The organism is Streptomyces stelliscabiei (genome assembly GCF_014873495.1).
Classification (GTDB): domain Bacteria; phylum Actinomycetota; class Actinomycetes; order Streptomycetales; family Streptomycetaceae; genus Streptomyces; species Streptomyces bottropensis.
This window is the reverse complement of the sequence record NZ_JADBGF010000001.1, coordinates 5,654,026-5,672,016: the sequence shown is the minus strand read 5'-3', so window position 1 is coordinate 5,672,016 and position 17,991 is coordinate 5,654,026. Positions and strand designations below refer to the sequence as shown.

The following is a 17,991-nucleotide window of genomic DNA, read 5'->3' as shown; positions in this document are numbered from 1 at the left end:
GTTGTTACTCCTGCCGGGTTGTCGGCGGGTTGTCGGCGGGTTGTCTTCCGCCCTCGCCCCCCGCCGAGGGTGCGACCCAAAATCCTCTTGAGGTGGCGTCGGCGGGAGGCGAGGCTTCGGCCATGGAGTTCCTCTGCTATCACCGCGACCGCCCCGGTTCCCTCGATCTGCGCGAGGAGTTGGTCCAGGCGCACTGGTCCTACATGGACGGGTACGCGAAGGAGCTGATCGCCCGGGGCCCGACCTTCGCGGAGGACGGCGAGACGCCGTCCGGGAGTGTACACATCGTCGACCTGCCGGATTCCGCCGCGGCGCGGGCCTTCGCGTTCGACGAGCCCAACCAGCAGGCCGGTGTGTTCCGGGACGTGCTGCTGCGGCGGTGGCGGAATCTGCTGGGCCGCACGATGTGGGAGTTCCCGGGCGGCCGGAGCGGGGGCAACCGGTACCTGGTGCTCGGCCTCGGTCCCGGCACCGGCCCCGGTTCGGGCGGCGCGGCGGATCTCGTCGTACCGGCCGCGTGGCGGGACGAGCTGATCGCGTACGGGCCGCTCCTGTCCGACGACGGCACGGCCTGGCTGGGTACGGCCGCGCTGGTCCGGGCCCCGGACGGGGACGCGGCGCGCGCCGTACTCGCCGGGGAGCGGTACGCGGACGTCGAGGTTCATCTGTGGGAGTTCGGCGGGCGGCGCTGACGCGGGGGCGGGGGCAGGGGCGCGAGGGCGGGGGCAGGGGGCAGCGGGCAGCGGGCAGCGGGCCAGCGGGCCAGCGGGCAGGTGCAGGGTGAGGCGGACGTCGCCGCGGCCGCGCCGGACAATAATCCGTTGACAACAAGTTGTTTGCATTACAGGCTGTTCGCATGCCGTCGACACCTCCGCAGCCCAGCGACCCCTTCTCACCCCCGAGCGCGGACGAGGCGCGGGCCCAACGCGTCCACACCTCCCTGTTCCGCATCGCCGAGCGGCACGCGACCACGGACGAGCAGCGCCGTCGCCAGGTCCACCCGCACGTCCTCCATCCCCAGGAGGCGATCAGGCTGGTCTCGTACCTGCTCAGCGGGGCCGCCCTCCTCGACGACGGCGAAGCCGAGGTCGACCGCGCCGACATCACCGCCGCCCTGACCCTCGTCCCCCTCGCCCGTGGCGAGATGGACGAGCTGGAGGTCGGCCTTCTCGACATGGCCCGGGGGCGCGGCATGACCTGGCCGGAGATCGCCTTCGGCCTCGGACTCCAGACCCCCCAGGCGGCGAGGCAGCGCTACGAGCGTCTGGCGAGCCGTACGGAGACGGGCGCCGAGAAGGCGGACGGGTAGCAGTCCTCTCCCGGCCGCGCCGGTCAGCCCCGGGGGAACAGCTCGTCGCGGCGGGCGCGCCAGCGCCGCATCATGGCCTCGACCTCGGTCTCGACGAACTCGAAGAAGGCGAGGGTCTCGGCGAGCCGGCGCCCCGCCGGGGTGTCGGCGCCCAGGCTGGCCACGCCCTCGCGCAACGACTCCTCCCAGCGCTTGATGATGGCCTCGCGGTTGGTGAGAGCCTCGTACCACTGGTCGCTGTGGACGCGGTAGCGCTCGCGGCGCGAACCGGGCTCGCGCTCACGGGACACCAGGTGCACCTGGGCGAGGTAGCGGACGGCTCCGGACACGGCCGCCGGACTGATCCGCAACTGTTCGCCCAGCTCGACCGAGGTCAGCGCGCCGGTGTCGGAGGCGAGGAGCGCGGCGAAGACCCGGGCCGGCATGCGGGGAACCCCGGCCTCGACGAGCTGCGCCGCGAAGTTCTCGACGAAACGGGAGACCGACTCGACGTCCCGCCCCAGCCCCAGGCCCTCCGACCCGACCCCCACAGCGGCTTTCGCTCCGGCTTCCGCTCCGCTCTCCGCTCCAGTCCCTGCTCCGGCCTTCGGGTCCGTCATCCCTGGTCACTCCCTCGCCGGTCGTCGTCCTCGCGGTATCTGATCTCCCCTGGTCAGACAGCACGGCCAGCCTACCGGCCATTCACACCCTTCCTTAACTTCACAAATTTCTGAAGTAAGCGTACGTTCTGAACATGACGAAGGCCCTTCCCGCACTTGAGGTATCCGGACTCCACAAGTCCTTCGGACGGACCCACGCGCTGGACGGCCTCGACCTGACCGTCGAGACCGGCGAGGTCCACGGCTTCCTCGGCCCGAACGGCGCCGGGAAGTCCACCGCCATCCGCGTCCTGCTCGGCCTGCTCCGCGCCGACTCCGGCGCCGTACGGGTCCTGGGCCGCGACCCGTGGGCGGACGCCGTCGAGGTGCACCGCCGCATCGCGTACGTCCCCGGCGACGTGACCCTGTGGCGGAACCTGTCCGGCGGCGAGGTCATCGACCTCTACGGGAGGCTGCGGGGCGGGCTGGACGCGGGGCGCCGCGCGGAGCTGGTCGAGCGGTTCGAGCTGGACCCGACCAAGAAGGGCCGCACCTACTCCAAGGGCAACCGCCAGAAGGTCGCCCTCGTCGCCGCCTTCGCCTCCGACGTGGACCTCCTCATCCTGGACGAGCCGACCTCGGGCCTGGACCCGCTGATGGAGGAGGTCTTCCAGCGGTGCGTACGGGAGGAGCGCGACCGGGGCCGTACGGTCCTGCTGTCGTCCCACATCCTCAGCGAGGTCGAGGAGTTGTGCGACCGGGTGAGCATCATCCGCAAGGGCGTCACCGTCGAGAGCGGCTCCCTCACCGAACTGCGCCACCTCACCCGCACCACCGTCACCGCCGAACTCGCCGGTCCACCGAGCGGCCTGGCCGGCCTCCCCGGCGTCCACGACCTCGACGTGCGGGGCCATCGCGTCCACCTCCAGGTCGACACCGACAAGCTCGACGCCGTCCTCCGCTCCCTGACCGACTCCGGCGTACGGTCCCTGACCTCCACTCCCCCGACCCTGGAGGAACTGTTCCTGCGGCACTACCAGGACGACACGCGGGGCACCCGGGAGGAGGCGGTCACGCGATGACCGCCGTCACCACCGAACCGGCCGACCCCACGGGACCGGGCGAGCGCGGCGAACCGTCCGCATCCGCCACCCCGTTCGCCGCCCGGTCCGGCGGGGCCCGGCCACTGGCCGGCACAGGAACCCTGGTGCGGTTCGCCCTGCGGCGCGACCGTGTGATGGTCCCGGTCTGGGTCGCGGTGACCGGGCTGATGGTCCTGTCCATGCCGAACAGCCTGCGCAGCCTGTACGGCACCGCCGCCGAACGCGCCGACCTCATGCGTCAGATGACCACGAACGCGTCGCTGCGCGCCCTGGTCGGCCCCGTCTTCGACGACTCCCTCGGCGCCCTGACCGCCTGGCGCGTCGGCGTCTACGCCGCTCTCCTCGCCGCCGTGATGAGCCTCCTCGTCGTCATCCGCCACACCCGCGACGAGGAGGAGAGCGGTCGGCAGGAACTGATCGCGTCGGGCATGGTCGGCCGGCGGGCGCCGCTGACGGCCGCCCTGCTCACGGCGGCCGTCGCGAACGGCGGCCTGGCGGCACTCGTCACGCTCGGCCTGTCCGGACAGGGGGCGGTGGGCGCGGCCGCCTTCGGGCTGGGGATCGCGGGCGTCGGGATGGTGTTCGCGACGATGGCGGCGGTGGTCGCGCAACTTACGGAGAGCGCCCGGCTGGCGCGGGGGCTGACGGCGGGGGTGCTGGGCGGGGCGTTCGTGCTCCGGGCGGCCGGCGATGCTTCCGCGAACGAAGGTTCGTCTTTCTTGACGTGGGTGTCGCCGCTGGGGTGGCTGGAGAACGAGCGTTCGTTCGCGGAGGAGCGATGGTGGGTGCTGCTGCTGTTCGTGGCGGCGACGGCGCTCCAGGGCGCGGTGGCGTACGAACTCGCCGGGCGCCGCGACGTCGGCATGAGCTTCCTGCCGACCCGTCCGGGACCCGCGGCCGGCCGACTGGGCACGGCCGGCGCGCTGGCCTGGCGGCTGCAACGCGGCAGCGTCCTCGGCTGGAGCGTCGGCTTCTTCCTCGCCGGGCTCGTCTACGGCGGGCTGGCCGAGGGCGCGGCCGACTTCGTCGGTGACAACGAAGGCGCCCGCGAGATCTTCGAGCGCATGGGCGGCCGGTCCGGTCTGACCGACGCGTTCCTCGCCTCGATGATCAGCATGCTCGGGCTGATCGCCGCGCTGTACGTCGTCGCCACCGTGCTGCGCCTGCACGGCGAGGAGACCTCCGGCCGCGCCGAACCGCTGCTCGCCAACGCGGTGGGCCGGGTCCGCTGGGCCGCCGGGCATCTGGCCGTCGCCTTCGGCGGAACCGTCTGGATCATGCTTCTCGCCGGTCTCGGCTTCGCCCTCGGCCACGGCAAGGGGGCCGGTCCGATCCTGGGCGGCTGCCTCGTCCAGGTCGCCGGGGTGTGGGTCATCGGCGGCGCCGCCGTCCTGCTGTACGGGCTCACGCCCCGAGCGGCACCGGCGGCGTGGGGCCTCGCCGGAGCCGTTCTCCTCATCGGCTGGATCGGCCCCGCGCTCGACGCCCCCCGCGCCGTCCTCGACCTCTCCCCCTTCGGTCACCTCCCGAAGCTGCCGGGCGGGGAGATGGAGTGGACGCCGGTGCTGGCCCTGACCGGGGTCGCGGTGCTGCTGGTCGCCGGGGGTCTGGCCGGGCTGCGGCGGCGGGATCTCAGCAGCTGAGGGTGCCGGAGGCGGTGGGGCGGGGCGGCGCGGGCGGCTTCACCGGGCGGGGGTCGCTCATACGGCTTCGGGGCGGGTGGAGTCGTGCGCCGCGCGGTGCTGGGAGCACGTGCCGCCGGCCGGGAGAACCAGGGCGGGAGAAGGCGCGTCCCTTCGGTCATGGACCGGCCGGGGCAACCCGGAGCAGCGGGTGGGCGGGCAAGGGGCGCGGGTTGGATCGGCAGAGCGTCGCGGGGTGTGGCGGGTGCGCGCTGTCGGCGGCGGGCGCGGTGGCCGCGACGCTCGCCTGGAGCACCTCCGACCGTACGCGACGCCACCTCGGGGGAGGCTTCGAGGGCGAGGGCACGGACTACACCGTCCTCGCCACCGAACTCCCCTTCGCCGCCCTGACCGGAGCCGCTCTCCCGGCCGCCGTCTGCCTGGCGATCGCTTGGCTGTGGGCTCGGCGAGGGCGGTCGGGTGCCGGATCGAAGTCGCGGTCGGGTCCGGGACCTGGACCAGGACCAGGTCCCGGGCCAGGTCCAGATGCGTGACCGGGTTCGGAGCGGGGGCCGGTTCCGGAGCGGGGGCCGGGGTCTGGACCGGTGCGGGAGCCGGAGGCCGGGGTCCGGCGGTGAGGGTCCGGGACGGAGTCTGGCGGTGGGGGTTTCTCAGATCTCGACGGTCAGGCCGTCCAGGCCCCGGATCACGAAGTTCGGCTTTCGGGTCGGCTCGGTGGCGAGGGCGAGCGTCGGGGCCTTCCTCAGGAGGGCCGTCATCGAGGCGGCCAGTTCGATACGGGCGAGGGGGGCGCCGATGCAGTAGTGGATGCCCGCGCTGAAGGAGATGTGCGGGTTCTCCTGGCGGGTGAGGTCCAGCTTCTCGGGGGCCGCGAACACGGACGGGTCATGATTCGCCGAGCCGAACAGCATCGCGATCTCCGCGCCTCGTGGAACCGTCGTCCCGTCGATCTCGATGTCGTCCAGCACCCACCGCTCGAACAGCTGCAGCGGAGTGTCGTACCGCATCAGCTCCTCCACCGCCGTCGGCACCAGCGAGTGGTCCGCGCGCAGGGCCGCCAACTGCTCCGGGTTGCGGAACAGCGCCCACCAGCCGTTCACCGTGGCGTTCACCGTCGCCTCGTGGCCCGCGTTCAGCAGCAGCACACAGGTGGAGATCATCTCCTGCTCGGTGAGACGGTCTCCCTGGTCGTACGCGGCGATCAGGCCCGAGATGAGGTCCTCGCCCGGCTCGACCCTGCGGTGCGCGATCAGCTCCCGCAGGAACTCCGAGAACTCCACCGACGCCCGCACCGCCCGCTTCGCCGTCTCGTCCGAAGGGCTCAGCTCGTACATGCCGCAGATGTCCGCCGACCACGGCCGCAGCTGCGCCCGGTCCGACTCGGGGATGCCGAGCATCTCGGCGATCACCGCCACCGGCAGCGGCTCCGCGACGTCCGTCAGCAGGTCGCCCCCGCCGGCCTCGACCAGCCCGGCCACCAGCTCACCGGCCAGCCCCTCCACGTACGGCTTCAGCTGCTCCACCGTGCGCGGGGTGAACGCCTTCGACACCAGCCGCCGGATCCGTGTGTGGTCCGGGGGCTCCAGGTCGAGCATCCCGTGGTCGTTCAGCGTGTGGAACGGCTCGTGCTCCGCAGGCGGGGCACTCCGGCCGAAGTCCTCGTGCGTGAACCTGTGCTGGTACGTCCGCCCGAGCCGCCGGTCCCGCAGCAACGCCGAGACGTCCGCGTGGTGCGGGACGAGCCACTGGTTCGTGGGCTCGAAGTACCGCACCCGGCCCCGGGCCCGCAGCTCCGCGTAGGCCGGGTACGGATCGGCCACGAAGTCGGGGTCCCACGGGTCGAAAGCAAGGTCCGAAGCAGCTGCCATGGAGCGACGCTAGCCCGGTTCCCCCGTTCTGACCAGGGGTGTCCTGCCGGCAAGGGTTCTCTCAGCCCGGCGTGACCAGTCTCGCCTCGTACGCGAACACCGCCGCCTGCGTACGGTCCCGCAGGCCCAGCTTGACCAGGACCCGGCTCACATGGGTCTTGATCGTGGACTCGGCGACCACCAGGCGCTCGGCTATCTCCAGGTTGGACAGGCCCTGCGCGATGAGGACCAGGACCTCCGTCTCGCGGTCGGTGAGTTCGCCGTACGCCAGCTGGGTGGCCGCGGAGGGGCGGGGGGCCTGGACCAGCTTGGAGAACTCCGTGATCAGTCGCTTGGTCACGGACGGGGCGAGGAGCGCCTCCCCGGCGGCCACCACGCGCACCCCGTCGGCCAGTTGGCGGGCGGAGGCGTCCTTGAGGAGGAAGCCGGAGGCTCCCGCGCGCAGCGCCTGGTACACGTACTCGTCGAGATCGAACGTGGTCAGGACCAGCACCTTCGCCCCGCCGTTGGACGCCACGATCTCCCGGGTGGCCTCGATGCCGTTCAGCTCGGGCATCCGGATGTCCATCAGGACGACGTCCGGCGACAGCTCCCGGACCCGGTCGACCGCCTCCCGGCCGTTCACCGCCTCGCCGACCACCTCGATGTCCGGCATCGCACCGAGCAGCACCGAGAAGCCCTCGCGGACCATCATCTGGTCGTCGGCGATCAGCACGCGAATCGTCATGCGTCGGTCTCGCTCACACTGGACACCGGCAGGAACACCGTCACCTCGTAGCCCCCGTCCGCCGTCTCACCCGTCGTCATCTCGCCGTTCAGCATCGTGACGCGCTCGCGCATGCCGGTGAGGCCGTGGCCGGTGCCGTGCGTGGACTTCACCAGGCTCACCTCGGGGGACGCGCCGTTGACTATGCGCAGGCCCAGTCCGCCCAGGACATAGCCGATCTCCACACGGGCCGCCGCGCCCGGCGCGTGCCGCAGGGTGTTGCTGAGGGCCTCCTGCACGATGCGATAGGCGGACAGCTCCACGCCCTGCGGGAGTTCACGGACCGCTCCGGTGACCGCCTTGTCGACCGTGAGACCCGCCTCCCGCACGTTGGCGAGCAGGCCGTCGAGGTCGGCGAGGGTGGGCTGCGGTGCGTCCGGGGCCTCGTAGTCCTCGGCGCGCACCACTCCGAGCACGCGGCGCAGCTCGGTCAGCGCAGCCACCGCGTTCTCCCGGATGGTGGCGAAGGCCTGCTCCAGCTCGGGCGGCGGGTTCTCCACGCGGTAGGGCGCGGCCTCGGCCTGGATGGCGACGACGGACATGTGGTGGGCGACCACGTCGTGCAGCTCGCGGGCGATCGTGGTGCGCTCCTCCAGGAGGGTGCGCCGGGAGCGCTCGTGCTCGGTCACCGTCTGCTGGGCGGTCACCTCGCGCTGGGCCGTGCGGCGTATGGTCAGCGCGGAGGCCGCCAGCAAGGACATGGCGGAGACGACGAGCAGCGGGACCGTGTTGTTCGACGCGTAGTGGCTGTCACCGAGGATGGTCTCCAGGAACGCCCCGTACGCCGCGGTCAGACACCACATCCAGGCGGCCACGCGCGGCCGCGTGCGCAGGGCCACCACCGTCATCACCACAAGGTGCGTCGCGAAGCTGCCGGCCGTCCACGGCCAGTCGTCCCACAGACCGCTGCCCACCGCGGTCAAGGGGGCCGCGATCAGGGACACCCAGAAGGCCGCCACGGGTCTGATCATGGTCAGCAGGACCGGAAGCAGAGCGAAACCGGCAGCCACCATCGCGCCGAGTCCGCCTGCGTCACTGGCGGAGGCGGCGATGGCCATCGAGAGCAGGCCGGCCACCACCACGACCGCGTGCGGAGCCCAGGCCACGTAGTCACGCACGCGGCCGGAGAGCCGGCTGGTGAACAGGCCGTCCATCTTCATCGGGGCCATCGGCCGGTAGGCGAACCCGTCGTGGAACAGGTCCTGCCGCAGCCTGCGCCACGCGTCCATCGCCACCCGGAACTCCGGGCTGCTCGGGCTGCCCCCGCCGCGTGAGGGCATCGTCTGCATCTGGGTCGTCTCGGTCACGATGAAAACGGTAGGCGGAGGGCGGGTGTGCCGTCGTCACCAGTGAGGAGGGTCTGCCCAGGTCCGTCTCAGGTACTACGGGTCGCCCGGGGGGACGGGCCGGAGAGCCGTTCCGCGCCGTCCTGCCCTCACGGCTCAGTAACCCGTGGGGCGCACCAGGCCCGATTCGTAGGCGAAGACCGCCGCCTGGGTGCGGTCGCGGAGGCCCAGCTTGACCAGGATGCGGCCCACGTGGGTCTTCACGGTCTGTTCGGCGACGACGAGGCGCTGGGCGATCTCGGCGTTGGACAGGCCCTGCGCGATCAGGGTGAGCACCTCGGTCTCCCGCTCGGTCAGGTCGCCGACGCGGGCCTTGAGCGGGGCGCGGGGTGTGGTGCCGAGACGGGAGAACTCGGCGATGAGACGGCGGGTGATGCCCGGTGCGAGGAGGGCGTCCCCCGCCGCGACGACCCGTACCGCCTCGGCGAGCTGGTCGGCCGAGGCGTCCTTGAGGAGGAAGCCGGACGCGCCGGCGCGCAGCGCCTCGTACACGTACTCGTCCAGGTCGAAGGTGGTGAGGACGAGGACTCTGATGTCCGGGCGCTCGGTGGTGATGCGACGGGTGGCCTCGATGCCGCCCAGCTCGGGCATGCGGATGTCCATCAGGACGACGTCCGGGGTGAGTTCGGCGACCTTGTCGATCGCGTCGAGGCCGTGCACCGCCTGGCCGACCACGTCGATGTCGGGCTGGGTGTTGAGCAGCACCGAGAAGCCCTGCCGGACCATCTGCTGGTCGTCGGCGATCAGTACACGGATGGTGCTGCTCGTCATGGACTCGTGTCTCCTGTCGTGTCCGGTGTCGGCTGTGAGAGCCGGCCGCCGGGGTCGCCGTCGCGGGGAAGGAAGGCCACGACGGCGAAGCCGCCGTGGGAGGTCTCGGCCGCCGTGAGGGTGCCACCGAGCATCGCGGCGCGCTCACGCATACCGAGAAGCCCGTGGCCGGCGCCGGGGGACGGTGGGGCCTTGCGGGCGGGACGGGAATTGATCACCCGTACCTGCAGACCGCGCGGGAAATGGGTGAGCTCCACACGGACGGTGGAACCGGGCGCGTGGCGCAGGGCGTTGCTGAGCGCCTCCTGCACGATCCGGTACGCCGACAGCTCCACGCCCGGCGGCAGCGGACGCACCTGTCCGTGGATCTCGGTGACGACCGCGAGTCCCGCCGCGCGGGTGTTGTCGATGAGCGCGTCGAGACGGTCCAGGGTGGGCTGCGGGGCGTGCGGGGCGATGCCCTCGGTGACACCCGCTATCGCGTGCGGATCGTCGGGGCCGACGCCCGGTGGGTACTCGGAGCGCAGAACGCCGAGGACGCGGCGGAGTTCGGTGAGGGCCTCCAGCGCGTTCTGCCGGATGCCGTGGAGGTTCTCCTTCAGTTCCTCGGACGGGTTCTCCACCAGGTACGGGGCGACCTGGGCCTGGATGGAGATCACCGACATGTGGTGGGCGACCACGTCGTGCAGCTCGCGCGCGATGCGGCTGCGCTCCTCCAGCACGGTGCGGCGGGCCCGCTCCTCGGCGGTGATGCTCGTCTGCTCGACGAGTTGGCTACGGGCCTCGCGGCGGCCGCGCAGAGCCCCGCCGAGGAGGGTGACGCCCGCGAACATCGCCATCGACAGCGCGCCCGACGGCTCGTGGTTGCGACCGCCGACGACTTCCTGAAGGACGTACGTGACCAGTGCGGTGAGGGCCAGCACCTCGGCGGTCACACGGGTGGGCAGCCGCAGCGCGAGCAGGAACAGCACCATGGCGTGCGCGAAGATCCCGGGCCCGCTCCACGGCCAGAAGGGCTCGTCCGCCGCCGCATCGAGGACGCGGGCGCCCAAGGCCGCAACGACCATGACCGTGGTCGACAGCCACCACGCCGGGACGGGCCACCACAGCGCGAGCGACACCGCCACTCCCTGCGTGGCCGCGCACAACAGGCCGTACTCCGAGCCCAGTTGGTATCGGTCGACCATGTGGTCGGCGCCGGCCAACGTGGTGCCGAAGGCGACCAGGAAGACCATGCCGTGCGGCAGCCAACGAAGCCAGACCGACGGGGGCAGCGGGTGGAGCGTGCCGTCCCACAGGTCCTCGCGCAGCACCCGTAGGCCGCTGGTCAGCCGCTTCTCCACCGCGTTCATCCGCACCACCCTAGGCATGAGGAACCGCCTCGGTCTCCGCATTCCTCGACGGCCGTGTGCCGTCGGGCCGCCGCTGGACGCGCACCACGCGGGTGCCCTCGCGGGTACGGGGACGGCGGTTCTCGTAGCTGTGGAAGGCCGCCCGGCAGAGCAGCAGTGCCAGGGCGAACACCGGCAGCCAGGCGAGACGGGCGACCACCCAGCCGAGGTCGTCGGGGAGGGTGTGCAGGCCCGGCAGTCGGCCTGCCGTCAGGCCGGTGGCGGTCGTCGCCATCATCGCCGTCTGGTGCCAGAGGAACAGGGTCATCGCCGAGAGGTTGACGACCGCCACGGCGGCCCAGGCCGCCGGCCGCCGTCGCAGGGTGCGGCGGAGGGCGCCGCGCAGCAGGAGCGCCAGACCGCACTGGGCCAGGCCGAAGGTGACGGCGGCCAGGGTGGGCGGGTTCAGGTTGGAGATCCGTGCGCCGGGGACGCCGACCATGGACGCCGGGTAGCCGGCCCAGATGATCAGCCCCGCCGTCCCCGCAGTGCCGGACACCAACAGGGCCCAGCCCGCCCGCCGGCGCTCCAGCTCGCCCCGGGTCCAGGCCGCGCCCAGCGTGTAGGGGACCAGCCAGCCCGCTGCCAGGTTGATCCAGCCGAGACCCTGCGGGCCGCCGAGGCCGAAACGAATGAGATCCACATGGAGGACGACGGCCAGGGGCCAGAGCGGGTTGAGACGGATCAGCAAGGGCGTCGCCGCCGTCAGGGCGGCGAAGACCAGAAGGAACCACAGCGGGGACAGGGCCAGTTTCAGCAGGGTCTCGACCGTGTCCATGCGGGTGCCCGTGGCCAGGAGCGCGATCGTGACCACCGTCCAGAGGGCCAGAAGGGCGGCGACCGGCATGAACAGACGGGTCAGGCGGGCGCGCAGCCACGGGATGTAGGGGATGCCACGTGCCCGGGCCGAGGTGTGGCTCTTGGTGGCTACATGGCCGCCCACCAGGAAGAAGACGGCGAGGGTCTGGAAGATCCAGGAGACGGGGGCCAGTTGGGGCATGTGCTGGAGCGGACTGGTGGTGTGGAGCGTGTTGCCGTCCGCGACCAGGGCGGTGACCAGCCAGTGGCCCAGGATGATGCCGAGTATCGCGAGGGCCCGCAGGGCGTCCACCGCGCGGTCCCGGTGGGGTGGGGTGGCGGCGTCGATGTGCCGGACGGCCCGGCGGGCGGCCGTACGCAGAGCCGTGGGCCTGAGAGTGCGGTCACGCACGGGAGACCTCCGCGCGGGCGCCCAGGGTGATGTGGGCGAGGTTCTCGAGGGAGGTGGAACCGGGGGTGAAGTAGCCGCTGTGGCCGGCCTCGCCCGCGGTGAACACGCGGGCGCCGAAGGAGGAGGACGTGGGGTCGGGGCCGAAGCCGACGGTCGTGCCGAAGAGGTCGGCCCGGGTGTGGGGGACCGTGCCGATCCAGTCCTCCGTACCTCGGGCCGCCCATACGCGTGCCGAGGTGCGCAGGCCGGCCGCGCTGTCCGCGCCCGTGCCGGGGCTGCCGATCAGGGCGACGTCGTCGACGTCGTCGAGACCGGTGACGGCGCGGGCGCACACGACCGTGCCGTAGGAGTGGCACAGGACGGTGAGGCCGGCGGAGTCGCCCACCAGGGCGCGCAGTTCGCGCAGGAACGAGCGCAGGTGCGGGGCCGCCTGTTCGGCTCGGGTGGGGGTGAGGACCGTCGTGCTGATCGTCCCCGGGGTTTCGTAGCCGAGCCAGGCGATCACCGCTGTGTCCGGGCCCGTGCGGTCGTGCAGGGCCTGCGCGGCTCTGTGGAAGCGGTCGTAGGTGTCCAGGCTCGTGTCCGAGCCCGGGACCAGGACCGCCAGGTGGTCGGCCTTCAGCAGGTCGCCCAGGACCTCCACGGCCTGGCCGGGGCCTCGGCCGTCGAACATCAGGAGCCTGCGGGTGGGTGCGGCGAGCCACCGGTCGGTCGCTGCTCGGCTGCGGTCCCCGTGGGCGTCGGCCATGCGGGCCGCCTCCGCGGCGTTCGCACGGTTGGCCTCGTACGTCGACCGGAGTGTCGTCGGGGTCGGCGGGGCGAGCGGAGCCGGGGGTGGAGCCGGGATCCGCGGTCTGGCCGCGGCGGAGACCGGGGCGACCACGGCCGTCGCCACCAGGAGGGCGAGCAGCGTGCGGCGCAGCCGGGACGACCACGACGGTCGGAGCCGGGAAGCGAGGCGCCGAAGGCCCTTCGGTGTGGGGGACGGTCGCGGTGGCCGCACCGTGGGGCGTGGTTCCGTGGGTGGCAGGTGATCTGCCTCCGGCCATGTCGCGACCCCCATGTCACCCATCCCTTCCCTGCCGGACCGCCCGTCCATCGGGCCGCCCTGGCAAGGAAGTTATGGAACGAGGGCCGTCGTCGGCGTCCCGCCGGGGAGCTCACCTGCGATGTAGCTCTCAGGTATTACGGGTATCAGCGGGGAGGGGTGAGCATGGCGCCCCGGGCCGGGGCGGGGCCGCCTCGGACCCCGTTCACCAGGCCAGTTGGGCGATCTCCTCCACCACCACCGCGCACGCGTCCGCCGCCGGGTCGATGAGGGGGAAGTGGCCCACGTCCTCCAGCAGCGTCAGGCCCACGACCTCGCCCGCCCTGGCCGCGGCGTCGGCGTACGCCTCGGCGACGGCCTCGGGTACGACGATGTCGGAGCGGCCCTGCACCAGCGTGGTGGCGATGCCGGTCGGGAGGAGGAGCGCGGGGTCGGCATAGGGGCGACGTTCGGCGAACTTGCCCTGACCACCCAGGAGTTGGGTGGCCGCACCGCCGCAGACGTCCAGCTTCTCGGCCACGGCGAAGTCGGCGATGGGGGCCAGGGCGACGACTCCGCGGAGCGGGGCGGGGCGGGAGGTGCGCCACGGTGCGTCGGGCGGAAGCATGTGGCGGGCCGCGGCCCACAGGGCGAGGTGGCCGCCGGCGGAGTGGCCGGTGACGACCATGCGGCGGGGGTCCGCCTGGGGCAGGGCCACGCGGACGAGGTCCGGCAGGGCGTCGAGGGCGGCGGCGATGTCGTCGAACGTCTCCGGCCAGCGGCCCGCGGCCGGAGCGGGGGTGCCGTTGAGGCCGGTCCGGGCGGGGAGCGAGCTTCCTCGCCGGTACTCGATGTTGGCCACCGCGAAGCCGTGGCGGGCGAGGAAGTCCGCGAAGGGGGTGATGTGGTGGCGGTCGTAGGGGGCCCGCCAGGCGCCGCCGTGCAGGACCACGATCACGGGGGCGGGGCCCGTGGCCGCGCCGGACCCGGAGGGTGCGCCGGCACCTATGCCCATGGTCCCGATGCCCGTGTCGGAGGTGCGGGGGGCGTAGAAGTCGATCACCTGGTCGGGGTGGTCGCCGTAGGCCGCCGTGGCGTCGGGGGCGACCGGGGGGTGCGAGAAGGCGGATGCCTCTTCGGCGGCATCGCGGGCTGCGGCGTCGTCGTCCGGCATGCGCCAACCTCTCGGGTGAAACGGATTTGGAAGGGTTTGGGTGGGCGGGTGCCGGGGAAAGGGGCGCCTGCCGTTGGCGGGGACGGTATCAGGCCCGTGACGTGCGTCGACACCGGGATGTGACGCCGGGTCAGGGGTCGCGGCGGGGCGGGGGCGCGGTGAGGCGGGACGGCCGAGGGGCGGGTCGGAGCGGGGTCCGTGCCGGGGGCTGGGCGGAGGCGGGGCGGAGGCGGGGCGGGTTCGGCCCCGGGGCGGGGGCGGGTTCGGCCACCGACGCCCACCGACGCGCACCGGCGCGACCGGGTGCCGCCGCGCCGCCCCTCACCACCGACACCGACCGGCGGACCTGAGCCCGCACCCGCGCCGCCGTCCCGGCGGAACGACGGCAGCCTCCGCGGACGGCGGGGACGCTCGGGGTCGAGGGCGAGCCGGGTGTCGAGGTCGGAGTTCGGACCGCAGGACGGGCGGAACACCCGGGACGGTCGGAACACCCGGGACGGCCAGGACAGCACCCGCCGACGGACCGCCGACGACCCCGGCGCCCGGCCTCCCTCCCCCAGCGCCCCCGGCACCCCAGCGGCTCGCGTCGGCGCCACAGCGGCCCGCCACCCCGCCCCCCAGCCGCCCGGCGTCCCAGCGGCAGAGCCCCCGCCGCTGGGACGCCGAACCGCCCGCGCTACCCCATCTCCCCCAGCGTCTCGCCCAATACCCGGGCCGCCCGCTCCGTGTCCGCGAAGGTGACGTAGAGAGGGGTGAAGCCGAAGCGGAGGACGTCGGGGTGGCGGAAGTCGCCGATGACGCCCTGGTGGATGAGGCGCTTCATGACGTCACCGGCGTCGTCGCAGCGCAGGGCGATCTGGCTGCCGCGCTCCGCGTGGGCGACCGGCGTGATGGACTCGACCCGGCCCTCGGGGACGTACGCCGACACGCAGCGCAGGAAGAAGTCCGTCAGGGCGAGGGACTTGGCGCGGACCGACTCGATCGTCACCCCGGCCCCGGCGGAACCGCCGTCACCGCCCCCGTCCCAGACGTCGAGTGCCGCCTCCAGAGCGAGCATCGACAGGATGTCGGGCGTGCCGACCCGGCCTCGCGGAGCCCCGGCCGCCGGCTGGTAGGCCGGGTCCATGGCGAAGGGGGCGGCGTGGGAGGTCCAGCCGGGCAGGGGTGAGTCGAAGCGGGGCTGCAGGTCCCGGCGGACGTAGAGGTAGGCCGGGGAACCCGGGCCGCCGTTGAGGTACTTGTAGGTGCAGCCGACCGCGAGGTCGACCCCGTGTTCGTCGAGGTCCACGGGGAGGGCGCCCGCGCTGTGGCACAGGTCCCAGACCGCGTAGGCGCCGGCCTCGTGGACCGCCGCCGTCAGGGCGGGGAGGTCGTGGAGGCGGCCCGAGCGGTAGTCGACGTGGTTGAGCAGGACGGCGGCCGTACGGTCGCCGAGGGCGGCCGGAACCTCCGCCGGGGTCACCGGGCGCAGGGTGCGGCCGGTCATCCGGGCCGCCGACTCGGCCAGGTAGCCGTCCGTCGGGAACGTGGTCGCGTCGACCAGGATCTCGTCGCGGCGCCCGTCACCGGAGCCGGAGCCCTCGTCCGCCATCCGCACCGCCGCCACGACCGCCTTGAAGACGTTGACGCTCGTGGAGTCGCCGACCACGATCTGGCCCGGCGCCGCGCCCACCAGCGGGGCGATACGGTCGCCGATCCGCTCGGGCGCGGTCCACCAGCCGCTCTCGTCCCACGAACGGATGCGCATCTCGCCCCACTCACGGTGGACGACGTCCGCGAGCCGGCCGGGGACCGACGCCGGCAGCGCGCCGAGCGAGTTGCCGTCGAGGTACACGGCGTCGTCGAGGACGAAGCGGGCGCGCAGGGCGGCCAGTTCGTCGGCCGCGTCGAACTCCGCTGCCAGGGAGGCCAGTTCAGTGCTGGGTGCGGTGATGTCAGACATGGGAGCGCGCCGTCCACAGCTCGGGGAAGACGTTCTTCCGGGCGCGCTTCTCCAGCCAGGCCACGCCGGCGGAGCCGCCCGTGCCGGCCTTGGAGCCCATCGCGCGGCGGGTGGCGACGAGGTGGTCGTTGCGCCAGCGCCAGACGAGTTCGGCGACGTCGGTCAGCGCCTCGCCGAGGCGGGCGAGTTCGTGATCCGGGTCGCCGGAGTACAGCTCGGTCCACACCGCCTCGACCTCGGGGGACGGCTCGTAGCGCTGGGAGACGTCCCGGCTCACGACGGACTCGGGGATCGCGTGGCCGCGGCGGGCCAGGAGTCGCAGGACCTCGTCGTAGAGGCTCGGCTCGTGCAGCGCCTTCTCCAGCTCGGCGTGGACGCGGGGGGCACCCCGGTGCGGGACGAGCATGGAGGCGGACTTCTCGCCGAGCAGGAACTCCATCCGGCGGTACATCGCCGACTGGAAGCCGGAGCCCTCGCCGAGGGCGGCGCGGTAGGAGTTGAACTGGGCGGGGGTGAGCTGGCCGAGGGGCTTCCAGGAGGCGGTCAGGGCCTCCAGTTCGCGGACGGAACGCTTCAGGGCGTCCTTCGCCCTCGCCACGTCGTCGCCCCGGATCGCGGCGGTCGCGGTCTCCCACTCGTGCACGATGACGGTGAACCACAGCTCCATGACCTGGGTGGTGACCAGGAAGACCATCTCGCCGGGGTCGTCGGAGAGGGGGTGCTGGAGGTGGGTGAGCACGTCCGCCTGGACGTAGTCCTCGTACGGGGTGGTGCCCTGGAAGTCGAGATGCGGGGTCTCGGGCTCCGAAGCCTCGTGGGGCTGAGCCGGAAGGGACATCGCTGTCTCCTGATATGTACTCCGGGTAGCGGTCCGCCCCTGCCGAATTCCGACACGGGGGCCCCGGTCCCCACCGGCATGGTCGGTGATACCACCCCCGCACCGCAAGGTCCGCCTGGTCACACCAGGCGGACCTGCACGAACAGTCCTTCGAACGGCTCAGTGCCTCAGCTGATGCCTCGGCTCATGCCTCGGCCGATGCCCGTCCCACGCCTCGGCTCGTGCCTCAGCTCAGGGTCTGGGCCGCCGTCGGGGAGGAGTCCTTCAGGAACTGGGAGCAGCGCTCGTACTCCTCCTGCTCGCCGATGTCGCCCGCGGCGCGGGACAGGGCGTGCAGGGCGCGCAGGAAGCCGCGGTTCGGCTCGTGCTCCCAGGGGACGGGGCCGTGGCCCTTCCAGCCGCTGCGGCGCAGGGCGTCCAGGCCGCGGTGGTAGCCCGTACGGGCGTAGGCGTACGACTCCACGACGCTGCCCCGCTCGTACGCCTCGTCGGCGAGCTGGGCCCAGGCGAGGGAGGAGGTGGGGTACTTGGCGGCGACGTCGGCCGGGGGTGTGCCGTTCGCGAGGAGCTCGCGGGGTTCCGGGTCGTCGGGGAGGTGCGTGGGGGGTGGGCCGCCGAGGAGGTTCTCGTGAATCGTCATGGGTTCCAGTCTGGCCCATGTGGGGGGTGGGGTACGTCGGGTGGGGTCGAGGTGGGGGGTGGGGTGCGGCCGCCGGATGTCGGGGCGGGTTTTCTCGCCCCCGCCGCCCCTACCCGTCCCATCCCCAGGGGCTGCGCCCCTTCGACCCCCTTCTGTGCCCCTGCCCCTGGGGGCCTACGGGTCGGGGAGGGTTGTGGGTGGGTGCGGGTGGGTGGGTGCGGGTGGGTGGGTGCGGGTGGGTGGGTGGGTGCGGGTTGTGCGGGGTTGCTCGCGCAGTTCCCCGCGCCCCTGAAAAGCACGGGCGCGCCCCTGAGCCGAGAGAAGCGCCGGGAATCCTGTGACCAGCCACAACAGCCCGCACCCGGACTCCGGACCCGGACCACAT

General features: G+C 72.9%; 16 protein-coding genes. 4 read left to right on the top strand and 12 right to left on the bottom strand.

What is annotated here, in order from left to right; genetic code table 11:
- The first annotated feature begins 122 nt into the window (after positions 1-122).
- Positions 123-692, top strand: coding sequence for a YciI family protein (locus tag H4687_RS24965; protein ID WP_050398026.1), 570 nt, complete (start codon positions 123-125; stop codon positions 690-692).
- Positions 693-856: 164 nt separating this feature from the next.
- On the top strand, positions 857-1,309 hold the full coding sequence (locus H4687_RS24960) for a hypothetical protein (protein WP_046920071.1): 453 nt from the start codon (positions 857-859) through the stop codon (positions 1,307-1,309).
- A gap of 23 nt (positions 1,310-1,332) precedes the next feature.
- On the opposite strand, the gene H4687_RS24955 is transcribed toward H4687_RS24960, so the two are convergent.
- Entirely contained in the window at positions 1,333-1,908 is a 576-nt protein-coding gene (locus H4687_RS24955; protein ID WP_046920072.1) for a GbsR/MarR family transcriptional regulator, read from the bottom strand.
- Between the two features lie 134 nt (positions 1,909-2,042).
- Between H4687_RS24955 and H4687_RS24950 the strand changes: the two genes are divergently transcribed.
- Positions 2,043-2,969, top strand: coding sequence for an ABC transporter ATP-binding protein (locus H4687_RS24950; RefSeq protein ID WP_046920073.1), 927 nt, complete (start codon positions 2,043-2,045; stop codon positions 2,967-2,969).
- Entirely contained in the window at positions 2,966-4,633 is a 1,668-nt protein-coding gene (locus H4687_RS24945; protein ID WP_046920074.1) for an ABC transporter permease, read from the top strand. The genes H4687_RS24950 and H4687_RS24945 overlap by 4 nt, the downstream gene beginning before the upstream one ends.
- Before the next feature lie 650 nt (positions 4,634-5,283).
- On the opposite strand, the gene H4687_RS24940 is transcribed toward H4687_RS24945, so the two are convergent.
- The 11 genes from H4687_RS24940 to H4687_RS24890 all read right to left on the bottom strand — a co-directional run bounded on the left by H4687_RS24940 (position 5,284) and on the right by H4687_RS24890 (position 17,606).
- Positions 5,284-6,501, bottom strand: a complete 1,218-nt coding sequence (locus H4687_RS24940) for a cytochrome P450 (protein WP_046914339.1) — start codon at positions 6,499-6,501, stop codon at positions 5,284-5,286.
- Between the two features lie 61 nt (positions 6,502-6,562).
- Entirely contained in the window at positions 6,563-7,228 is a 666-nt protein-coding gene (locus tag H4687_RS24935) for a response regulator (RefSeq protein ID WP_046914340.1), read from the bottom strand.
- The gene (locus H4687_RS24930) at positions 7,225-8,574 is read right to left on the bottom strand and encodes a sensor histidine kinase (RefSeq protein WP_192781715.1); all 1,350 of its coding nucleotides are present in this window, start codon (positions 8,572-8,574) and stop codon (positions 7,225-7,227) included. The genes H4687_RS24935 and H4687_RS24930 overlap by 4 nt, the downstream gene beginning before the upstream one ends.
- A 135-nt stretch (positions 8,575-8,709) precedes the next feature.
- Positions 8,710-9,384 (bottom strand): response regulator, encoded by a 675-nt coding sequence (locus H4687_RS24925; protein ID WP_005483741.1) that lies wholly within the window; start codon positions 9,382-9,384, stop codon positions 8,710-8,712.
- Complete coding sequence (locus H4687_RS24920) at positions 9,381-10,736, bottom strand: sensor histidine kinase (RefSeq protein WP_078907056.1); 1,356 nt, start codon at positions 10,734-10,736, stop codon at positions 9,381-9,383. Before H4687_RS24920 ends, H4687_RS24925 begins: the two co-directional genes overlap by 4 nt.
- Before the next feature lie 10 nt (positions 10,737-10,746).
- Positions 10,747-11,985 carry an acyltransferase family protein gene (locus H4687_RS24915; RefSeq protein ID WP_046914342.1) on the bottom strand — a complete coding sequence of 413 codons (1,239 nt, stop codon included), beginning with the start codon at positions 11,983-11,985 and terminating at the stop codon, positions 10,747-10,749.
- The gene (locus H4687_RS24910) at positions 11,978-12,880 is read right to left on the bottom strand and encodes an alpha/beta hydrolase (RefSeq protein ID WP_306459054.1); all 903 of its coding nucleotides are present in this window, start codon (positions 12,878-12,880) and stop codon (positions 11,978-11,980) included. Before H4687_RS24910 ends, H4687_RS24915 begins: the two co-directional genes overlap by 8 nt.
- A 358-nt stretch (positions 12,881-13,238) precedes the next feature.
- Positions 13,239-14,186 carry an alpha/beta hydrolase gene (locus H4687_RS24905; protein ID WP_046914343.1) on the bottom strand — a complete coding sequence of 316 codons (948 nt, stop codon included), beginning with the start codon at positions 14,184-14,186 and terminating at the stop codon, positions 13,239-13,241.
- Between the two features lie 676 nt (positions 14,187-14,862).
- Positions 14,863-16,128, bottom strand: a complete 1,266-nt coding sequence (gene kynU / locus H4687_RS24900; RefSeq protein WP_046919830.1) for a kynureninase — start codon at positions 16,126-16,128, stop codon at positions 14,863-14,865.
- Positions 16,121-16,966, bottom strand: a complete 846-nt coding sequence (locus H4687_RS24895; RefSeq protein ID WP_005483732.1) for a tryptophan 2,3-dioxygenase family protein — start codon at positions 16,964-16,966, stop codon at positions 16,121-16,123. Before H4687_RS24895 ends, kynU begins: the two co-directional genes overlap by 8 nt.
- Positions 16,967-17,192: 226 nt before the next feature.
- On the bottom strand, positions 17,193-17,606 hold the full coding sequence (locus tag H4687_RS24890; protein ID WP_005483731.1) for a DUF3151 domain-containing protein: 414 nt from the start codon (positions 17,604-17,606) through the stop codon (positions 17,193-17,195).
- Positions 17,607-17,991: the final 385 nt, after the last annotated feature.